A 19,496-nucleotide genomic window follows, 5' to 3' on the forward strand; every position below is an offset into this window, starting at 1 on the left:
AGAGTCGCTGTCCAGCTCTCAGTCGAGGCTGCTGAGCAATCGTGGTTTTTCAATCACAAAGCCCTGAGCGTAATCGGCGCCCAGACTGGTCAGCATATCCAGTACTGTACGGGTTTCCACCTGAGACGCAATTACCTCGCGTTTCATGTAGTGCGCCATATCGATCATCGACTTGACCATGGCCCGGTCGGTCTCACTCTTGTCCAGCTCACGGGTGAACGCGCTGTCGAGTTTGATCAGGTCCACCGGCAAGCTGCGCAGGAACTGGAAAGACGTGGGCCCGGTGCCGAAATCTCCCAGGCAGAAACGGCAGCCCAGTTCCTTCATTTCTTCCACGAACTCGGAAATACTCTGCAGGTCATTGATCGCCGAGGCCTCGGTAATCTCAAACCAGATCCGCTCGATCGGCGCGTCTTTCTGGCTGAGCTTGTCGTAGATGAACTCCATCAGCGACTGGTCATTCAGCGAATGCCCTGACAGGTTGATGCAGATGCCGCCCATATGGGCCGGGTCCGGCGCCTTGTCCCGCAGCCAGTCCAGCACGTGGCCCACCACCCAGCGATCCACCGCCTGCATGCGGTCATAGCGCTCGGCCATGCGGACAAAATCCTTTCCGGTGATCAGGTTGCCGCTGTCGTCATACATGCTGATCAGGATTTCATACTGGGGCGACATGGTGGTGTCCGCATGCAGCGGGATCATTTTCTGGCACCGCAGCAGCATCCGTTCCTCGTTCAGATCCCCCAGGCTGGCCACCTTGGCGGCAATCTGGTCCTGGCGCGCCTGGTCGTGGGCATCCATGGAATACTCAATAACCTTGCCGTGTCCACGTTTTTTCGCTCGTTTGAGGGCCTCTTCGGACGCCTTCAGCCAGCGTTCCGCGTCCGTCAGCCCCGGCATTTCAGCCGCCAGCCCGGCACTGGCTGACAGGTGGTAGCTGCCACTGTCGAACTTGAACTCGGTTTTCTCGATGGCCTCGATAATTCCCCGGGCGCCCTCAAGGGAGTTCTCCGCTGGCAGCATCAGCGCAAACTCGTTCCCAGCCAGGCGCGCCAACGGCATGCCGTCGCCCACGTGGCTGCGCAGAATATCGGCCACCTGCTTGAGGGCCTGGTCCCCGGCCTGGTAGCCGGCGGTGTCGTTCAACAACCGGAACTGGCGCAGATCCAGCCGAACCAGTGCACGCTCGTCTTCGCGGATCGCCAGCTGCTGTTCCAGCATGCGTTCAAACTCCCGGCGACCCAGCAGGCCGGTGAGGTCGTCGTGGGTCGATGCCCAGGACAGCTGGTCGTAGACCTTCTTGACCATGCGATCGATACTTTCATCCACCAGCGGCCGCTCGTACTGGCTGTCCGGCACGATCATGCCTTTGCGCATCTTCTGGGCCAGCGCTTCCAGTTCAAGCTCCACCACTCGCATGCCCTGATGGTTTACAAACACAAACCGGCTGAAGCCACGAGCCACCCAGACAAGGCGAATGTACTGGGGCTCGTCGGGCTTGTCCTGATCCCGCATCCAGTCACCGGTGCGCAGCTGTTGGGCACGATTAATCCAGCGCTGCAGACTACGCTGCTCCCGCTCGGAGACAGCCTGCTCGCTTTTCTCTTTCGGCTTGGCGACCGGTACCTCTACCAGTTCAGGCGGCTCGGAGGGGCTACGCACCAGAAACTGCTTCAGCTCGTCCCGAATCTGCGACGACGGCATGTGGTTGCTGGAGATCGAGGCCAGTCCGTCCTGGATTACCCGAAGCAGTTCCGGCAGGTTGATGTCGCTCTGGGGGTCGTCGGCAAAGGTCATCAGCGAGTCGACCACCGACAGGTAATCCTGCCAGAGCGGGCTGTCCTCTCCCTGGCGGATCCAGGTCAGCGACAGCAGATCTCGCCAGCCTCCGTCCAGCAAGCTCAGGACCGCTCGGGGGATCTTGCGACCACCCAGCTTCTGATCGAGAACGCCGGCCACCGCCTGCTTGGATTCGGCCACTTTCTGGGCGCCCTCTGCCGCGGCCGTTACCCTTTCCACATTACGGCGGTAGACCAGATTCTGCCGGTCAATCAGCATGTCCAGCTCGCCCACGGCGTTTTCGAAAACACCGGTATCCTGCTCAAAATCCGTGTTGATCCGTTGGATCAGCTCATCGATGCGGCGCTGGACAACCGGGTTAATTCGCCCTCCTTTCACCCCCAGCTGGGCAAGGCGATCCATCACGCCCCGGACCGGGCTGTCGCGGTCTTCGAAAAACTCCGGATCACGCATAACCACTTTCAGAACCGGTACCTCCAGCGAGCGCATTCGCTCCCGGGCATAGGTGCTCAGTTTCGGGCTTTCCACTACACTGCTGAAGAACCGGTCCACCACATCCAGCGTGGCCTGATGTTCCTGACCCAGGGCATGCTCACCGTCTTCCTTGACGCGCTCGACAACACGCTTGCGCAACGTGGTTTCGGCCTCAGTCGGTGCCGGCTCCGCCTGCATCTTCTGAAGCTGCCTGTGGAATTCGCCGGCAGAAAGTTCGCGGGCGCCGGGGGCAAATTCCACCGGCTCGGGGTCACCCCGGGCAATGCGGCTGGAAGTCAGTGTACCCAGCAGGCTTTTGACCGTGGCAAAGGCAGTCTTGGCCGCAGAGGAATAGCCCCGGAACTCAGAGGAAGAGCGAGACGGCCCGGTAAAACGCCGGCGGGGTGACGTTTCCCGGGGCCCGGTTTCATCTGCCTCTGGCGCTCCGTCAGCTCCGGCATTTTCAGACTCCGCCACGCGCTCTTTCGGTTGCGCTTGCGGTTTCTGTTTTTGCTCTGTTTCTGGCTGTGACTTCTGCGAGGGCTGCTCACTCAGGTATTTGGTCAGATCCAGGTCCGGCAATACACCGTGGCGTATCAGGATATTGTTCAGCTCCTGATACATGGGCTCCAGATGCTTGAGCACGGATTTATCGAATACCCGCAGGCAGATCTTTTCTACCTCGCGGTTTACCTTGAGCTGGGTCAGGCCGGCGTGAAACGCCTCGCAGATAAGCCCGGGGCCTAACGGATTGTGATGCCCCGTTGCGTTGGAAACCCCCAGCTTGTCGAGCCTGAGCTTCAACTGCAGCAGATCGCCGCGATACTGGGTGTCAGCTTTGGTGACCATTACCCGCAGCGTCAGCCAATCCTCGAATTCACCCTTGTCCACCACCGACAGTTCAGCCCCGGGAGCACCTTTAGGGGCCGGTTTGAGCGGGGATTCCAGGCTCTTCGCCATTTGGTGCCAGATCACCCGCTGACGGGCTTCCACCTGCCCGGCGGCATCCATCAGTTCATTCGCCTGCTGGTTGTTACCCGCCTTCTGGGCTGATTCTTTCAGGGTAGCAATCATCTGGACCAGGGCTGCGTCCATCAGCGGCTCGATATACTGAACCACAGCTTTGGCCGCCTGATGCAGTACAAACTGCACCCGGTCACTTGGAGCTTTCAGGGACACCCGGTCCTGCTCCCGGTTCGCTCCCACCATGGCAAGCAGAGCATCAATGGCAGCAGGATTTGACCGGTTAAAACTGACGCCCATGGCACCGTCGATGCGGCGCCGCACATCCACGTTCAACTCGTGGCGCTGACGGCCGTCCGTACTGCGGAAACGAACCAACAGGTCCCTTGCTGACGGGCTCTTCAGAAGCTGGTCCAGCTTCCTGGCGGTATCGCCGGAATAGCGTACGAACAGACCTTCCGCGCAGAAGTCTGCAATCTGGCAGGGCAAGGTCTGGCCATTGCCCAGATCCAGCTGGGCCGCAAGTTTTATGGGCTTACGGGGGCTCGAACGACGTTCTTTCGGATCCATGAACTACCTGATTATTGGTAAACTCCGGTGACCCATTGGGATGTCAGGATTCTGGTCACCGGCCGGGACTCCCTGAACACGGATAAATCAATGCCACCTGGCCGATTATGGTAGCGTGAAACAGATTCCGTGCCCACTGGTCCAGCCGGCCACAAAAGAACCGCCAGACCCATGAGACAGCTTAGTCAGATCTATCCCCTTACGCTACTTATAGTGATCTGTTTCACAATATTTTCCGGTTGCTCTTCCCTTGGCTACTATCACCAGGCGGCCGCCGGGCACCTGTCACTGATGATGGCCACCGAACCGGTTGAGGACTGGCTGGACGCCCCATCTACGCCCGGGCCGCTAAAAGCCAAACTGCGTTTGTCTCAGCAGGCCCGGCAGTTCGCCGGGAAAAACCTGCACCTGCCGGTAGGCGATGCGTTCTCTGAATATACGTCGTTGGACCGTCCCTGGGTCCTTGTGAATCTGGTGGCTGTTCCGGAGTTTTCCCTGGAGGCCCACCAGTGGTGCTATCCCCTGATCGGCTGCCAGGCCTATCGCGGCTACTACCATCTCGAGGATGCCCGGGCAGAAGCCCGCGATTTTGCTGACCGCAGCTATGACACCTTCATCGGCGGTGTGACGGCCTATTCCACACTGGGCTGGTTTGACGACCCACTGCACTCCGGGTTTACCCGGCTATCCGATTCGGAAATGGTTGCCCTGATATTCCATGAACTGGCCCACCAGGTGGTGTATATCCCGGAGGACACAGCCTTCAACGAAAGCTTCGCCACAGCGGTGGAGCTTGAAGGTCTGCGGGCCTGGCTGCAGAAAACCGGCGACACCGCCGGCTTCGATCAGGCCCTGGATCGGCTGCGCCAGCGCAACCAGACACTGGAACTTGTTGAAGAAACGACCGACGAACTGCGAGCCCTTTATGAGCGCGACGCCAGTCTGTCGACCGCGCAGATGCGGCAGCGCAAAGCTGCCATTTTCGAGAAATTGCGACGGGACTATCTGGCTCTGGCGCAGCACTGGGATCAGCCCGGGCCCTTCGGCGCTGCCCCTGCGTCGCTCAACAACGCCAACCTGGCGCTGTTTCGCCAGTACAACCAGTATGTACCGGGGTTTCGCCAACTGCTGCGGGAAACCGGCGGAAGGTTTGACGACTTCTACCGGGCGGTGGAAGCCCTGGCGGAGCTGGACAAACCACAGCGGATAGCGCGGCTGGAGGCACTAAACCAGCGGTTTGACGAAGACCTTTGATTTTCGCTCGACGTTGTAGGACGCCAGTTTCGGCCCCGGCAGTTCCTGCACCGACGACGGCCTGAAGCCGCGCTCCCGGAACCAGTGTTCCGTTTGCGTGGTCAGGGCGAAAAGACGCTGGATACCCTGACCACGGGCCAGCTTCTCGACCATCGCCAGAATGTCATCCCCGCGTCCGGCACGGCGATAGGCCTGGTCTACCGCAAAGCACGACAACTCGCCGGCGCCTTCCTCCGGATAGGCGTGCAGGGCGGCACAACCCACGATGGTGCCGTCCCTTTCCGCCACCACGTAGCAGCCGATCTCGGTTTCCAGCATGTCGCGGGAGCGGCGCACCAGTATGCCCTGTTCCTCCAGGGGCTGGATCAGGCCCAGAATGCCGCCTATGTCTTCCACTCTCGCCGGACGGATCTGCTCGTAGTTGTCGCCGCTGACCAGGGTGCCGGAGCCATCCCGGGTGAAGAGCTCTTCCAGCAGGGCACCGTCCTGGACATAGCTGATGATGTGGGCCCGGCGAACTCCTTTCACGCAGGCATCGCAGGCAGCCTTGAGCAGGTCGCCATCATGCCCTTCAACCTTACCCGCAGACAGGCGCTCCGTGGCCTGCTTGGCAGTCAGTTCACGGATCAGCGAACCGTCATCTTCCGGCAGGCCCTGGTTTTCGGTAAACATGATCAGTTTTTCCGCCTTCAGGGCAGCGGCAACCTGACCGCCCACATCCTCATAGGACAGGTTAAATGCGTCGCCGGTGGGCGAATAGCCCAGGGGTGGCAGCAGCACGATGTGGCCCAGCTCCAGAAGTTTTTCAATGCCAGTCACATCTACCCGCCGGACCCGGCCGGTGTAGCCAAAATCAATACCGTCCAGCACGCCCACGGGCCGGGCCGTCATGTAGTTGCCACTGGTGACCCGTATGCGGGCATTGTGCATGGGCGAATTCACCATACCCATGGACAGATGGCTTTCCAGGTAGGCACGCAGACCGCCAATGGCTTCCAGTACCGGCAATAACTGGGATTCCGGTGTCACCCTCAGGCCCCGGTGGAAAACCGACTCGGCCCCAATCGCATCCAACCGCGTCTGAATCTGCGGCCGCGCGCCAAACGCCACCACAAGTCGCACCCCAAGGCTGCTCAGCAGGGCAATGTCATGGATGATGTTGATGAGATTGTCATGGGCAATCGCATCGCCCCCAATGCTCAACACCACAGTGCGACCACGGTGGGCATTAATATAGGGCGATGAGTGGCGGAACCCATGCAGCCATTCGTTGGATTTCAACCTGTTTTCTCCAGCCTAGAGGCAAAACTTGCGGATCAGACCTTTCAGGATCCTGACCGCAGGGTCGAGTTGTGACAATTCCAGAAACTCATCCGGCTGGTGAGCCTGATCGATGGATCCGGGGCCCATCACCAGTGTTTCCAGACCCAGCTTCTGCAGCCAGGGCGCTTCAGTGGCAAACGCCACCGCCTCCGCGGTATGGCCGGTGAGCTTTTCACAGGCCCGCACCAGTTCGGCGTCTTCGGCCGTCTCGAACGGCGGCACACCGTCAAACAGCGGCTCGAACTCCATGGACAGCCCACGGCTTTGTGCCAGCGGCTGCAGGGTCTGTTTGATCGAATGCCGCAGCGCGTCCATATCCATTCCCGGCAGTGGCCGCAGATCAAAATGCAGCTCGCAGCGGGCGCAGATTCGGTTGGGATTATCGCCCCCATGAATACAGCCCAGATTCATGGTGGGCACCTGAACCCGGAAATTGGGATTGCTGTACTGCTCCTGCCAGCTCTTGCGCAGGGCCAGCAAGTGCCCCAGAGCCTCGTGCATGCCTTCAAGCGCATTCCGGCCAAGGCCCGGATCGGAGGAATGGCCGGACTGTCCCTCGAAGACCAAACGCTCCATCATGATGCCTTTGTGCATGCGTACCGGCTTGAGGCCCGTCGGCTCGCCGATCACCGCATAGCGTGCTTTCGGTCGCCCTGCCTCCGCCAGTGCCCGGGCTCCGTTCATCGAGCTTTCTTCGTCGGCGGTGGCCAGGATAATCAGCGGCTGCTGCAGTTTTTCGTTCACAAAGGCTTTGGCCGCTTCAATGGCCAACGGAAAAAAGCCCTTCATGTCGCAGGTGCCGAGGCCGTACCAACGATTGTCCCGCTCGGTGAGACGGAACGGATCGCTCTGCCAGCGTTTGTCGTCAAAAGGCACCGTGTCAGTATGCCCGGACAGCACCAGACCACCGGGGCCGCGACCAAGCGTGGCGATCATGTTGACCTTGCCGGGCATACCGGGCACGTCCAGCACTTCAACCTCGAACCCCATGGGTTCAAGCCACTCCGCCAGGGTGCGCACCACCGGTTCATTGCTGTGATCCCACTCGGCCGAGGCGCTGCTGATGGACGGCTGGGAAATCAGCCGTGCAAGCATGTCCTGGATACCGGGGAGATGCTGTGTGGATGCGGGCATTCAGATACCTCCGTCCCTGGACGGGACCAGGGAAAACCTAGGGAGTCTGGCCGCGACGCCAGACTTCAAAACCATCGATCAGCCGGGTTGCGATGGGGTAAGCCACCTCACCGCCGTCAACCAGCCGTGCTACTTCCATTCGTTCTTCACTGACAGCTGCCAGGCGCCCTTCCACCACATTACCATTTGCCAGGGTGACTCTCACCGTCTGGCCAATCAGTCCGGCGGCTTCCGCCTTGTCGGCAACCTGCCAGCCCGGCGCCTGCGCTGCCGGCTTTTCCTCGGCCGGCTCGGCGGATTCTGCAGGTTCCGGCGCGACTTCCAGCCGCTCCAGATAGACATCGGGCACGCGGGCGTCGTTATAGGTCACAAAAGGCGCGGAGGCACCTACCGGGACACCCCACAATGCCTCGCCAGGGCGCAGTTCCAGGCTCAACTCACCACCTTCGGTCAGCCATTGGCGGTAAAGGGCGATCAACTGGTCGCTGGCCCGGAAACCGCGGTCGGCCAGTCCGGCCCGAAAAGTCTCCGTTGCAAGGCTGAGCCACTGGTTGGCTTCCATACCGGCCTCACGGGAACAGTAGGCTGCTATCCGGCGCATCAGGCCGCCGTCCCGAAGCGTGACACTCACCGGCTGTGTGCTGGAGGTCATCAGGGCCGTCGGGTCCAGAGGGTTGAAGCGGGCCCCAGGCCAGAGCACTTCCAGGCTGCCCGTTTCCGCCGTGGTGATTTCCCCGTAAACCTGAGAGGCATCCTGGCGCAAGAGCACCTCACCGGTGACCCGGGCAATACCCAGACCGAGCAGATCTGCGGTGCTCAAGCGCTGCTGGGGATCCGGGCCACAGACCGGGGCAAACAGTGGCGGAGTTCCGGGCTCGCCCGATTCCGTGACCCAATTGCTCAACAGGGCGTTATCGAGCGTCATCGAAAGCTGCTCGCCTCTCAGCCTCCATTGTGAGGGCAGAGCCGAGGGGTCAAGCAGGGCATTGACCAGCGCTACCGGCGAACCGGCGTCGAACGTCAGGCGCCCCACTTTCAGCGGTCGTGACAGCCGGAAATCTTCATAGAAGCCGTCCACCAGAGTCAGCGATCCTGAAATGTCCGAGCGGATCTGGCCATGATCAATGACGCCGATATCGTCCACGGCGCGATCCGCCTCGGCAAGACGCTGATCCGCCAGCCACCAGACACCGCCCTTGAACGCCAGATAGCCCATCAGGGCAAGTACAACCAGCAGGGTCAGCAGGCGTTTCATGATTCAATCCTTTTCCAGGCGGTCAGTTCCGTGAGATCAGCGTACCCACACCCTCGTCGGTAAAGATTTCCAGCAGGGTAGCGTGGGCAACACGGCCGTCAATAATATGTGCTGTCCGCACACCGTTTTCCACCGCGCTCAGCGCGCAGCGGATTTTGGGCAGCATGCCGCCATGTATCGTGCCATCGTCGATCAGATCGTTTACCTGTTTGGCCGTCAGGCCGGTCAGCACCTTGTCTTCCTTGCTTTTCAGCCCGGAAACATTGGTGAGCAGAATCAGCTTTTCCGCCTTCATGGCTTCTGCCACCTTGCCAGCTACCAGATCAGCGTTGATGTTGTAGGAGGCACCGTCCGGTCCCACACCGATCGGCGCGATCACCGGAATAACGTTGCTGCGGGTCAGCATTTCAATGACTTCCACATTCACGCTGGCCACCTCGCCAACATGGCCGATGTCGATAATCTCCGGACGTTCAAGTTCCGGCGAACGGTCCATGACTTCCAGTTTCTTGGCGCGGATCAGGTTTGCATCCTTGCCCGTCAGACCCACCGCTGTACCGCCATGGCGGTTGATGAGTGACACAATCTGCTTGTTCACCTGGCCGCCTAGCACCATTTCCACCACGTCCATGGTCTGGCTGTCGGTCACCCGCATGCCGTTAACGAAACGGGACTGGATGTTCAGTCGCTCCAACAATTCACCAATCTGTGGGCCGCCACCATGGACCACGATCGGGTTGATACCCACCAGCTTCATCAATACCACGTCCCGGGCAAAGCTGCTTTTCAGTTCGTCGTTTTCCATGGCGTTACCGCCGTACTTGATCACGACCGTCTTGCCGGTAAAGCGTTGAATATAGGGCAGGCCATTGCTCAGTACAGCAGCCACCTGCATTGCGGTTTCACGATCCAAAGCCATTCAATATGCCCTAACGATTGGATTAACAGTCTTGAGAATTAACTTGCTTATGCCCGGGCCCGCGGCTCAGAAATCAGCGACCAGATCGGGCGCCGCCTTGTTGAGCTGCTCGCGGAAAACGGACTTGATGCGCTCCAGTGCCTCGTCGCTTTCAGCTTCAAAGCGAAGCACCAGCACAGGTGTGGTATTGGACGCCCTGCATAATCCCCAGCCGTCACTGAATTCCACGCGGATGCCGTCGATGGTGCTGACGCTGCCGTCGCCGAAATCCCCCTGCTGACCCAGGCGCTCCATAATTTTGAACTTGGTCTCCTCGGTGACCTCCACGTTCAATTCCGGTGTGCTGATGTCTTCCGGGAATTCCTCGAACACCTCATTACTGTCGCGATCTTCTATGCCCAGTATTTCCAGCAGGCGGGCCGCCGAGTATAGCCCGTCATCGAACCCGTACCAGCGCTCGCCGAAGAAAATATGGCCACTCATTTCCCCTGCCAGCAGCGCACCGGTCTCTTTCATTTTCGCCTTCATCAGGGAATGACCGGTCTTCCACATAACAGGACGGCCACCGGCTTCCGAGATCACGCCGGACAGGCGGCGGCTGCATTTGACATCAAACAGCACATCAGCGCCAGGGTTGCGGGACACAACATCCCGGGCGAACAGCATCATCAGGCGGTCCGGCCAGATGATTTTGCCGGTGTTGGTCACCACGCCGATCCGGTCTCCGTCGCCATCAAAAGCCAGTCCCAGATCCGCCTTCTCCGACTGCACGGCAGCGATCAGGTCTTTCAGGTTTTCAGGCTTGCCCGGGTCCGGGTGGTGGTTGGGGAAATCGCCGTCAACTTCGCAGTACAGAGGCACCACTTCGCAGCCCAGCTCTTCCACCAGCACCGGCGCAAGCTCACCGGCGATGCCATTGCCGGCGTCCAGCACTACTTTCAGCGGCGCGGCCACGGCAATATCACCGACAATACGGTCCAGATAGGCCCGGCGCACATCCTCGGAGGACTGGCTGCCCTGGCCGCTGACAAAGTCTCCGGTCTGGATCCGCTGAAGTAACCGCTGAATGGCCTCGCCCGACAGGGCTTCACCGCCCAGCATGATTTTCAGGCCGTTATAGTTGGCCGGGTTATGACTACCGGTGACCATCACCCCGGAACCGGTGCCCAGTTCGTGGGTAGCAAAGTAAAGAACCGGCGTCGGCACCGCACCAATATGGATAATATCGCAGCCGGCGGACATGATGCCGGTGCCCAGCGCGTCTGCCAGATCCGGGCTGGAGTGTCGGCCGTCATAGCCGATGCAGATGCTTTTCACACCCCGTTCGATCGCTTCGCTGCCGATAGCAACGCCGATGGTTCTGACAATCTCATTGGTGAGTGTTTCTCCCACGATGCCGCGGATGTCATAGGCCCGGAAGATGGTCTCCGAGACATTCACATCCGGCAGAGACACCTCTTCGACACCGGGGGCGTCATCCAGAGAGTCGGAGCCACCAAAGCCCAGTACATCGTCGTCACCGTCCAGCATGTCGATGTCGAGCATGTCCTTTTCTTCAAACAATGGCTCATCACCTGCTGCTGCGCCTTCCCTGGACGCTGCTGATTTCTTTTTCGGGCGGGCGGATTCGGCCATTTTGGCCGCACGCTTATCCACCATCTGGGAGAGCCGATACAGGACCTCGGCAGCCGAGGCAACCATATCCCATTTGAAACCGGGCGGTTTTACCTTTTCGCCGCCAAACGCCTTGTGCGCCCACTGGATCAATACCGTCACTTCCTGGCGCAGACTGCGCTGGGCTCCGCCCAGCATGACCCAGATCAGTATTGCTGCCAGCAATACCGGCCCCACCACCAGAGCGCCAACGGCCACTATGCTGATCAGGGGCGCGGGCGCCGCGGACGGGGTGAACCGCAGTTTCCAGTCCGGGTTCATCAGGTTGCGCAGAACCGGCTCGCCGCCACCACTGCCATTATTGACAATGACCCGGTTCGAGCCCGCAACCGACTGAACAATCGCAAACTCACCCTCAAGCTGATCGTTCAGGCCCGACAGCAGCGGCCTGAGCTGAGCGGCATCGAATACCGCGAGAACACTTCCAACCACGGCGTTGCCGGTATCCCGGCGCACCGGCGCGGCCATCTGCAGATACCATTTGTCATCCCGGGGAAAGGCATCCGGATAGAGCGGGCGGCCGGTTTCCGCCCGGCGGGCAAGATCAAGCCCCGCAAACCCCAGAGTGGGCGAACTGGAGGTGCGCGGGATCTCGCCATAAGGGAAAAGATACACTCCCTCGGCTTCCGGCATGGCCTCGGTCAGATTGGCCATGGCGGTGGACAATGAGCCGTCACCGTCCAGCGCCTGACGCACATACCCCTGACTGCCCATTCCGGCAACCGTTGATTGCAGCAGAGCCAGCCGCTGGTCAACCCTTGCCGCAGCGGTATCAGCGGCAAGAGCGGCCTGCATTTCAAACCGATGGGATTCGGCTGGCACAACCAGCAGGAAATAGACCAGCGCTGCGGACACCACGCCAGCCAGAAACACCACCAGTGCCTGCTTGACAGCAACCGAACCCAGCCGCTTATGATGGTGACTTGTGGCGGTTTTCTGTGCTTTGGCCTGCTTCTTTGCCGGTTTGGCGTGCTCTGGGGAGTCAGCGGCGTCGTCCGTTTTCTTCTTTTTGCCAAGCTTCATAGTCCATCCTGCTGATACAAGCGTCCGGATTTATTAATGATTCGGGGAGTTCCAGAGAGTATAGACCCTAGTGACCAATCTGTAGCACCCCGGGGAACTGCCGTGTCACTGGCTGCCAGTTGAGCCGAAACCGCCATCACCACGCAGACTCTGATCAAACTCTGACACCACCTCAAAGTCCGCCTGCACCACCGGGACCAGAACCAGCTGTGCAATGCGGTCGCCCACCTCGATGGTGAACTCGGTACTGCCACGGTTCCAACAGGACACCATCAGTTCGCCCTGATAGTCCGAATCAATAAGCCCCACCAGGTTGCCGAGAACGATTCCGTGCTTGTGACCAAGACCACTGCGGGGAAGGATCATTGCCGCCAGCGAAGGGTCGGCAATGTGCACAGACAGCCCGGTTTTGATCAGTTCGGTCTGCCCGGGCCTAAGGGTGAGAGGGCCATCCAGGCAGGCCCGCAGGTCAAGCCCCGCGGATCCTTCGGTAGCGTATTCAGGAAACGGGACACTTTGCCCGATCCGGTCATCCAGAATGCGGACCTGAAAGGTCTGGCGAGTCATGAACTTTCCTTCTGAGTCAGTTGATCGGCAATCAGTGAGATCAGCCGCCGGGACAGGTTGGCCTTGGTATCCGGCCCGATGTTTTCGTGGCCTCCGGGCCAGAACACGGTGACGGTGTTATTGTCGCTGTTAAAGCCCATGCCCGGCGCAGAAACATCATTGGCGACAATCATGTTCAGGTTTTTTCGTGACAGTTTATCAAGGGCGTAGCGCTCGACGTCCCGGGTTTCGGCAGCAAACCCGACGGTGAACGGCGCGTCACTGCGCGCCGCAATGGTCGCCAGAGTGTCAGGATTACGAACCAGTGCCACGCTCATTGACTCGTCGGATTTCTTGATCTTGTCAGTTGCAAAGACGTCGGGCCGGTAGTCCGCCACGGCCGCAGTGGCGATAAACAGATCGCAGCCGGCATCCACCGCGCGGGTGGATTCTTCAAGCATCTCTTCGGCCGTCGTTACTGATCGACGCTCCACACCGGCAGGGGTATCGATAGCCACCGGACCACTGACCAGAACCACTTCGGCCCCGGCGGCACGGGCGGCCGCCGCAAGCGCATAGCCCATCTTGCCGGAGCTATGATTGCTGATGTATCGCACCGGATCGATGGGTTCGCGGGTAGGACCGGCTGTGATCACCACCCGTTTGCCAGTCAGTGGCTGGTCTCCGGAAGCTGCTCCCGCCAGGGCCTGAACAACCAGTTCGAAAAGCCCCGCAGGCTCCAGCATTCGACCAGGCCCGACATCGCCGCAGGCCTGAAAACCCTGATCGGGACCCCAGAGCTGAATCTGCGGATCGGCTTCCAGCAGACCGATGTTGCGCAGGGTCCGATGATTGCTCCACATGGCCTGATTCATCGCAGGGGCCAGGGCAATGGGCGCTTCCGTTGCGCAGCAGAGGGTGGTCAGCAGATCATCAGCCATGCCGTTGGCCAGCCGGGCTATAAAGTTCGCCGAGGCGGGGGCAACCACAACCAGATCGGCCCACTTGGCCAGCTCGATGTGGCCCATGCCCGCTTCGGCATCCGGATCCAGCAGCGAAGAGCGAACCGGCTCTCCGCTCAAGGCCTGGAACGTCATGGGTGTCATGAAGGCTTCGGCACCACGGGTCATGACCACGCGAACTTCGCGCCCTGATTTTTTCAGCAGGCGCACAAGTTCCGCACTCTTGTAGGCGGCGATGCCTCCCGTGACTCCCAGCAGGATTCTATCAGCGGCCATAGTGGCTCCTGGGCTGTGGCTCCGAGACAGCTGCACACCATCGGGCGGCCAGCTGTACCTCATATAAATGAAAGGCTTATAAGATAGCACGTCCGGGCGCTTCGGACAGCCCGCGGCCCATGGTAAACTCCACACTTTGTGAAGGCCCCGGGGCGGCACAGGATGTGTGGCCATACGCCGGAAATCGAGAGTGCAGATCGAAAGGAATCGAGACCATGCCAAACACACACTGGCCGGAAGACGAGCGTCCACGAGAGCGGCTGCTGGCCCATGGGGCAAACAGCCTGTCAGATGCAGAACTACTGGCCATTTTTCTGAGGACCGGCACAGCAGGCATGCCAGTAATGGCCCTGGCAAGACACCTGACGGACTCCTTCGGCGGGCTACGGGGCCTGATGACTGCCTCCCAGCGCCAGTTCTGTGCCGTCAAGGGGCTGGGCACTGCCAAGTACGCTCAGGTACAGGCTGCCATGGAGATGGCCCGGCGCGTGATGGATGAACCTCTGCGCCAGGGCGACCCGCTCCGGTCGCCGGAGGACACCCGGCGCTTTTTGAACAGCCGACTGGGCACCTATCCCCACGAGGTGTTTGCCGGACTGTTTCTGGACAATCGTCATCGGGTGATCCGCTACCAGGAACTGTTCCGGGGTACCATCGACGGTGCCGCGGTTTATCCCAGGGAGGTGGTCCGACAGGCATTGGAAGTGAACGCCGCCGCGGTCATCTTTGCTCACAATCACCCGTCCGGTGTGGCCGAGCCCAGTCAGGCGGATGTGTCGCTGACCCGGAGGCTCAAAGAGGCGTTGGGTCTGGTGGATATCAGGGTTCTTGACCATATGGTCGTGGGCCACGGTGAGGTAATATCCCTAGCCGAAAGAGGACTGATGTAGACACCGGACCGGAAGCGGTGAAAAACTGGCCAAAACACCAACAATTTTTTGCGTTGGGCGGGCAGTTCTGGTATAAAAGCTGCCCTTTCTGGCGGCGTCTGGCGAGTAGCGTGCACTTTTAAGCAGAAGTTCTAGCACAAGCAAAAAACCAGAAACGCGAATGAACGAATTTAAAACGCATTTTCAGGACCCTAGCTCAGGTCGGAGGCAAGTATGTCCAGAGTCTGTCAGGTAACCGGTAAGCGACCGGTAGCCGGTAACAACGTTTCTCACGCGATGAACCATTCCCGTCGTCGTTTTCTGCCCAACCTTCAGAATCATCGTTTCTGGGTTGAGTCAGAGAAGCGTTTTGTAAAGCTGCGCGTATCTACCAAAGGTATGCGTGTAATCGACAAAAAAGGCATTGACGCTGTGCTGGCCGATCTTCGTGCCCGCGGCGAGAAATTCTAAGGAGCCGCATCATGCGCGAGAAAATCAAGCTGGTTTCATCAGCAGGTACTGGTCACTTCTACACGACCAAAAAGAACAAGCGTAACACCCCGGAAAAAATCGAGATCAAAAAGTACGATCCGGTTGTCCGCAAGCACGTTGCGTACAAGGAAGCCAAGATCAAATAAGATCTTTGCCTCCCCCGAAAATGCCCCGGCCTCAAACCCGGGGCATTTTTTTGTCTACGCTTCGGGTAAATGCGGTAGGAGAAATAAAGGAACAGGCCGCCATGTCGAAGGAAACCCTGCAAAAGCTGGACACTCTGTCGGACCTCAGAATGTCGTCGGCTGCCGGCGTGGTGGACGCGCTCGACCTGGTTGAAAACAGCATCCCTCACATACTTGGAAGCATGCTGATCTGGGCGTCCGCGTCCGGAGAGGTAGCCGGAGGATTTTCGCGTCTGCTGGGCATCGAAGAAGGCCTGGCAGCCTATGCCCGTGGGTTTGCCAATTCCGCCAGCGAAGAAACCATTGCCGGCGAGACCTTCCGCAGCAATATGCGTAATCAGGTCCGATCTCGGCGCCTGAAAGACATCGTGCAAATGTCGCTGGCCGACTTCTACGAAACCGACATGTTCCGGGAAATGCTGCTGCCCTGGAAGATCCGGGACATGGCCCGCTGCGCTGTTACCTTTGAAAACATCCCGCTTGGTGGACTGGTCATCTTTCGGGGAGACGGCGCTCCCGACTTTAGCGACCCGGAGCTGGCCATCATGGACCAGTGCGCCGACTGGATCGGGCGCCTGCTGCAATGCAGCCCGACCGCTGAAGTGCCCATGGTGGATGAGTACGAACCGGGCGTCGCCGAACTGGACAGTGAAGGCAAACTGCATAGCGCTACCCGCACCTTCCGCTTGCATCTGGCCATGCAGAATCAGGCCGAGCCGGGCCAGGGCCCAGCAGATTTCAACTTCAGCGTTCCGCCGGAGGTCGTGCGGGCCGCCAGCGGGCTTGAAAACGAACCCCAGACTCTGAAAACAGAATGTGCCTGGGGCAATTTCCACATGACCCTCGAACGATTGATCGGTACAGACAGAATTGCCCTCACCAGCCGGCGATCCATACCGGCGGGCCTGATGATGTTCCGTCGCACTCTTGATCAGCCTCTTTCGCGGCGCCAGCGGCAGGTTGCCTGTGCGTTGGCAGAGGGTGACTCATTCCACGATATGGCCGAACGTTGGGATATCTGCCGCAGTTCAATCATTACCCACGGCCATTTCCTGTACGACAAACTCGGTGTGGCCGGCAAATCCGAGCTTATGAACCGCTTTGTCTGGGGCAGAGATTAAATCACCACTTCCCTACATGTAGGGAAGCCGCCACTTGCTCGCACCCCTACCCTCGTTTCAGGCAGTGAAAGTCTGCCTTACACATCAGAGGGAAGGAGTCTGAAAATGCGTATAGCAGGTTGGCATAGAATTCTATTACCGGTTCTGGCGGCGACCCTGGCCGGTTGCGGCAGTGATGGAGGAGATGGCACTCCCGGTGGTCAGGACAGTGGCACAGCGGCCCAGGGTGAATCCCAGAAAGGACCGTTTCAGCAGGGGGCCGGCGCAACCGCCCGCAACCTGCTTGCAGATGGCACTATCGGCAGCCAGTCCGCGTCCACCAGCACCACCGACGGCCGGGGCAGCTACCAGTTTGACAGCCTTGGATGGCAGGGCGGGACTCGCATCCGGATTGAAGGAACATTCTTTGACGAGGTGACGGGAACCTTCTCCAGTGAGAGCCGCTACCTGGACGCAATGATGCTTGCCGGAGAGGCGAACGGCACCAATATCAACCTTTACACACACATCCAGTCTGCCCGCATTCAGGCACTGATGCAGAGCGGAAAATCGTTTTCCGATGCCAGAGACCAGGCCCGCCAGGAGTGGCAGACCATCGCCGGCACGCAAACGCCCGCCAGCGCGCTCGACATCCTGGACGGCCAGAGTGGATCGGCAGAGTCCGATAACGCCAACCTGTTACTTTTCTCAGCGGCGGCTCTACAGGCCGGCCTGGATCAGCAGGCACTGAACAGCCTGCGTGATGATTTCGCTGACGATGGTCAGATAAACGGTGCCGCGCAGTCCACCTACAGCTCGATCGTCAGCGCTGGCCAGACACCGGACCTGCTGGCCGATGCCAGAGCAAACCTGGTCGCTGAATTCGGCGGCGATCCGGCCGACGGGAGCTCCTTAGGCTTCGCCTGGATCCCGGGTGCCTGTGAGCAAACCCGCCTTGCGGTATCCAATCGCCAGGTATTCTGCTCTGGCGATGACCCAATCCAGAATCTGAACAGCAATAGCCCAGACGACTCAAGAGTGGCTGCCGCCATGATATTCGAAAAACCGGGTCATTACCGGGTGGAGGTGTCAGGGATTTCCGGTGACGCCTATTCAGGCAACAACTGGAAACTCTTCCGCTTTGACGATCAGGACACCAACCGACTTTGCGACAACTCCACCGAAACCTCGGAGGCAATCGGTCGCTCGGTGATTGAGGGTCTGACAGACCGGATGGACCCGGACGAACGCAAGTGCCTCGAGCTCTATTTTGCTCCGGCAGCTAACAACGGCGGCCCAACCGAGTTTGATATCGGACTGGTCCCCATCAATGACGGTGGTCCCGCTCTGGATGAAGCCGTTCCCCTGGCGCTGGGTCAAAACCATGCCGGAAAGATCGGAAACTACGTCACTGGCGCATCGGACTTCCCAGCCTATAGCTATTACCGTTTTTCCGCACCTACCGACGGCACCTATCGGATCACCGTCAACGGTTATGCCAATCTCGGGTCCGGGTCCATGAGGATTTCCCTGTTCACTGACCAAGACAATAGCGGTGGCATTACTTTCTTTAATGACCAGGAGAGGATCGATTTCACCGGTGGCCCGGGCACCGACAGCAAAGAGACCGTCATGGAAAAGTCCCTGGGTGCGGGAACCTACGTTGTTCGCGTATTCAACGGCACCGGTTATCGCGCAACCATGGAAGGCGCCACCTATTACCTTACAGGGCTTGACCTGAATATCACCGTGGACAGCCTCTAAAAGGTTTGCACGTAGCCACTGGGCAGCTTGATGTCCAGGGCGACGGGCAGATGGTCAGACACCGGGAAACTGACCACTTCCGAGCGGCGGATCTCCAGGCTGGGGCTGACCAGGATATGGTCCAGCGCCCGTTCGGGCCGCCAGCTCGGAAAGCTGTGGGCGGTTGCGGGTAGTGGCACCAGGTTGGCGTGCTTGAGGGGTGTGTTGCTAAGCAACTGCTCCGCATGGTTGTTCAGATCTCCCATCAGCACCACATGCTGATAATCCGAAATCAACTCCCGAATGAATCCCAACTGCTTGTTCTGGGCTGACTTGCTCAGGGAGAGGTGGAGCATGACCAGAACCAGCGGATCACTTTCCGTGCCATAGCGGGCAACGATAGCACCCCTGCCGGGAATCAGACCGGGCAGTTTATGCTCCTCCACACCCAGTGGCCGGTAGCGACTGAGCAACCCGTTGCTGTGCTGTGCCAGCTGCCCTAGATTCCGGTTCAGTTGCTGATGCCAGTATGGAATTCCGGCTGCTTCCGCCAGATACTGAACCTGATTGATGTACCCGCTTCGCAAACTGCCACCGTCACACTCCTGCAGGGCAATCACATCGTAATTGCGCAACAGCACTGCGATACGGTCCAGGTTCTCGATGCGTTTTCGATGCGGAAGCAGGTGCTGCCAGCTACGGGTCAGATAGTGGCGGTAGGAGGCCGTATTGATGCCCACCTGAATATTAAAGGTCAGCAGCCGGATATGCCGGTGAGGTTCAAAATCCGGCACATGGTCATCGCCCGAACTTCGCCCCCGGGGCTGAGGCTCATCGGCCGACCTGAGAATTCCTTCCAGCTGCTTTCTGATCCGTCTGTACATAAATAGGCAGCTCTGTTCAGTGGGCCGGGCGCCTGCTGGCCCATCGCTAC

15 protein-coding genes are annotated in these 19,496 nt (G+C 59.5%); 6 read left to right on the top strand and 9 right to left on the bottom strand.

All coding sequences use genetic code 11. From position 1 onward, the window contains the following. Positions 1–18: 18 nt before the first annotated feature. Positions 19–3,807, bottom strand: coding sequence for a DUF1631 family protein (locus FPL19_RS05425; protein WP_150911332.1), 3,789 nt, complete (start codon positions 3,805–3,807; stop codon positions 19–21). Positions 3,808–3,978: 171 nt separating this feature from the next. Between FPL19_RS05425 and FPL19_RS05430 the strand changes: the two genes are divergently transcribed. Next, a complete protein-coding gene (locus tag FPL19_RS05430) occupies positions 3,979–5,061 on the top strand; it encodes an aminopeptidase (protein WP_150911334.1) in 1,083 nt (360 codons plus the stop codon). Here the strand turns inward: FPL19_RS05430 and argA are convergent. The 7 genes from argA to coaBC form a co-directional block, all read right to left on the bottom strand. Further along, the gene (gene argA / locus FPL19_RS05435; protein WP_150911336.1) at positions 5,032–6,342 is read right to left on the bottom strand and encodes an amino-acid N-acetyltransferase; all 1,311 of its coding nucleotides are present in this window, start codon (positions 6,340–6,342) and stop codon (positions 5,032–5,034) included. The genes FPL19_RS05430 and argA overlap by 30 nt on opposite strands. A gap of 15 nt (positions 6,343–6,357) precedes the next feature. Beyond that, positions 6,358–7,518, bottom strand: a complete 1,161-nt coding sequence (argE, locus tag FPL19_RS05440; protein ID WP_150911338.1) for an acetylornithine deacetylase — start codon at positions 7,516–7,518, stop codon at positions 6,358–6,360. A 37-nt stretch (positions 7,519–7,555) separates the two neighbouring features. After that, a complete protein-coding gene (locus FPL19_RS05445) occupies positions 7,556–8,773 on the bottom strand; it encodes an acetylornithine deacetylase (RefSeq protein ID WP_150911340.1) in 1,218 nt (405 codons plus the stop codon). A gap of 22 nt (positions 8,774–8,795) precedes the next feature. Further along, positions 8,796–9,692 (bottom strand): acetylglutamate kinase, encoded by an 897-nt coding sequence (gene argB, locus FPL19_RS05450; protein ID WP_150911342.1) that lies wholly within the window; start codon positions 9,690–9,692, stop codon positions 8,796–8,798. Positions 9,693–9,758: 66 nt separating this feature from the next. After that, positions 9,759–12,389 (bottom strand): phosphomannomutase/phosphoglucomutase, encoded by a 2,631-nt coding sequence (locus FPL19_RS17785; RefSeq protein WP_150911344.1) that lies wholly within the window; start codon positions 12,387–12,389, stop codon positions 9,759–9,761. Positions 12,390–12,494: 105 nt separating this feature from the next. Then, the gene (gene dut, locus FPL19_RS05460; protein WP_150911346.1) at positions 12,495–12,956 is read right to left on the bottom strand and encodes a dUTP diphosphatase; all 462 of its coding nucleotides are present in this window, start codon (positions 12,954–12,956) and stop codon (positions 12,495–12,497) included. Next, positions 12,953–14,173: a bifunctional phosphopantothenoylcysteine decarboxylase/phosphopantothenate--cysteine ligase CoaBC gene (coaBC, locus tag FPL19_RS05465; protein WP_150911348.1), complete on the bottom strand. Its 1,221-nt coding sequence runs from the start codon at positions 14,171–14,173 to the stop codon at positions 12,953–12,955. The genes dut and coaBC overlap by 4 nt, the downstream gene beginning before the upstream one ends. Positions 14,174–14,388: 215 nt before the next feature. Between coaBC and radC the strand changes: the two genes are divergently transcribed. The 5 genes from radC (at position 14,389) to FPL19_RS05490 (ending at position 18,583) form a co-directional block, all read left to right on the top strand. Beyond that, positions 14,389–15,063: a RadC family protein gene (radC, locus tag FPL19_RS05470; protein WP_150911350.1), complete on the top strand. Its 675-nt coding sequence runs from the start codon at positions 14,389–14,391 to the stop codon at positions 15,061–15,063. Positions 15,064–15,276: 213 nt separating this feature from the next. Then, positions 15,277–15,513 carry a 50S ribosomal protein L28 gene (gene rpmB, locus FPL19_RS05475; protein ID WP_150911352.1) on the top strand — a complete coding sequence of 79 codons (237 nt, stop codon included), beginning with the start codon at positions 15,277–15,279 and terminating at the stop codon, positions 15,511–15,513. Positions 15,514–15,524: 11 nt separating this feature from the next. Next, positions 15,525–15,680 (top strand): 50S ribosomal protein L33, encoded by a 156-nt coding sequence (gene rpmG, locus FPL19_RS05480; protein WP_008173465.1) that lies wholly within the window; start codon positions 15,525–15,527, stop codon positions 15,678–15,680. A gap of 101 nt (positions 15,681–15,781) precedes the next feature. After that, positions 15,782–16,840 (top strand): LuxR C-terminal-related transcriptional regulator, encoded by a 1,059-nt coding sequence (locus tag FPL19_RS05485; protein WP_191965220.1) that lies wholly within the window; start codon positions 15,782–15,784, stop codon positions 16,838–16,840. A 105-nt stretch (positions 16,841–16,945) separates the two neighbouring features. Continuing rightward, entirely contained in the window at positions 16,946–18,583 is a 1,638-nt protein-coding gene (locus tag FPL19_RS05490) for a hypothetical protein (protein ID WP_150911356.1), read from the top strand. On the opposite strand, the gene FPL19_RS05495 is transcribed toward FPL19_RS05490, so the two are convergent. Further along, entirely contained in the window at positions 18,580–19,446 is an 867-nt protein-coding gene (locus FPL19_RS05495) for an endonuclease/exonuclease/phosphatase family protein (RefSeq protein ID WP_150911358.1), read from the bottom strand. The two genes, FPL19_RS05490 and FPL19_RS05495, sit on opposite strands and share 4 nt — an antisense overlap. Between the last annotated feature and the right edge of the window lie 50 nt (positions 19,447–19,496).

Origin of the sequence: Marinobacter halotolerans (assembly GCF_008795985.1) — a bacterium.
GTDB lineage: Bacteria > Pseudomonadota > Gammaproteobacteria > Pseudomonadales > Oleiphilaceae > Marinobacter > Marinobacter halotolerans.

What these genes read in the sequence shown, in the direction of transcription:
- FPL19_RS05425 (WP_150911332.1), bottom strand. Translation starts at nt 3,807, where the DNA reads ATGGATCCGAAAGAACGTCGTTCGAGCCCCCGTAAGCCCATAAAACTT.
- FPL19_RS05430 (WP_150911334.1), top strand. Translation starts at nt 3,979, where the DNA reads ATGAGACAGCTTAGTCAGATCTATCCCCTTACGCTACTTATAGTGATC.
- argE (WP_150911338.1), bottom strand. Translation starts at nt 7,518, where the DNA reads ATGCCCGCATCCACACAGCATCTCCCCGGTATCCAGGACATGCTTGCA.
- FPL19_RS05445 (WP_150911340.1), bottom strand. Translation starts at nt 8,773, where the DNA reads ATGAAACGCCTGCTGACCCTGCTGGTTGTACTTGCCCTGATGGGCTAT.
- argB (WP_150911342.1), bottom strand. Translation starts at nt 9,692, where the DNA reads ATGGCTTTGGATCGTGAAACCGCAATGCAGGTGGCTGCTGTACTGAGC.
- FPL19_RS17785 (WP_150911344.1), bottom strand. Translation starts at nt 12,389, where the DNA reads ATGAAGCTTGGCAAAAAGAAGAAAACGGACGACGCCGCTGACTCCCCA.
- dut (WP_150911346.1), bottom strand. Translation starts at nt 12,956, where the DNA reads ATGACTCGCCAGACCTTTCAGGTCCGCATTCTGGATGACCGGATCGGG.
- coaBC (WP_150911348.1), bottom strand. Translation starts at nt 14,173, where the DNA reads ATGGCCGCTGATAGAATCCTGCTGGGAGTCACGGGAGGCATCGCCGCC.
- radC (WP_150911350.1), top strand. Translation starts at nt 14,389, where the DNA reads ATGCCAAACACACACTGGCCGGAAGACGAGCGTCCACGAGAGCGGCTG.
- rpmB (WP_150911352.1), top strand. Translation starts at nt 15,277, where the DNA reads ATGTCCAGAGTCTGTCAGGTAACCGGTAAGCGACCGGTAGCCGGTAAC.
- rpmG (WP_008173465.1), top strand. Translation starts at nt 15,525, where the DNA reads ATGCGCGAGAAAATCAAGCTGGTTTCATCAGCAGGTACTGGTCACTTC.
- FPL19_RS05485 (WP_191965220.1), top strand. Translation starts at nt 15,782, where the DNA reads ATGTCGAAGGAAACCCTGCAAAAGCTGGACACTCTGTCGGACCTCAGA.
- FPL19_RS05490 (WP_150911356.1), top strand. Translation starts at nt 16,946, where the DNA reads ATGCGTATAGCAGGTTGGCATAGAATTCTATTACCGGTTCTGGCGGCG.
- FPL19_RS05495 (WP_150911358.1), bottom strand. Translation starts at nt 19,446, where the DNA reads ATGTACAGACGGATCAGAAAGCAGCTGGAAGGAATTCTCAGGTCGGCC.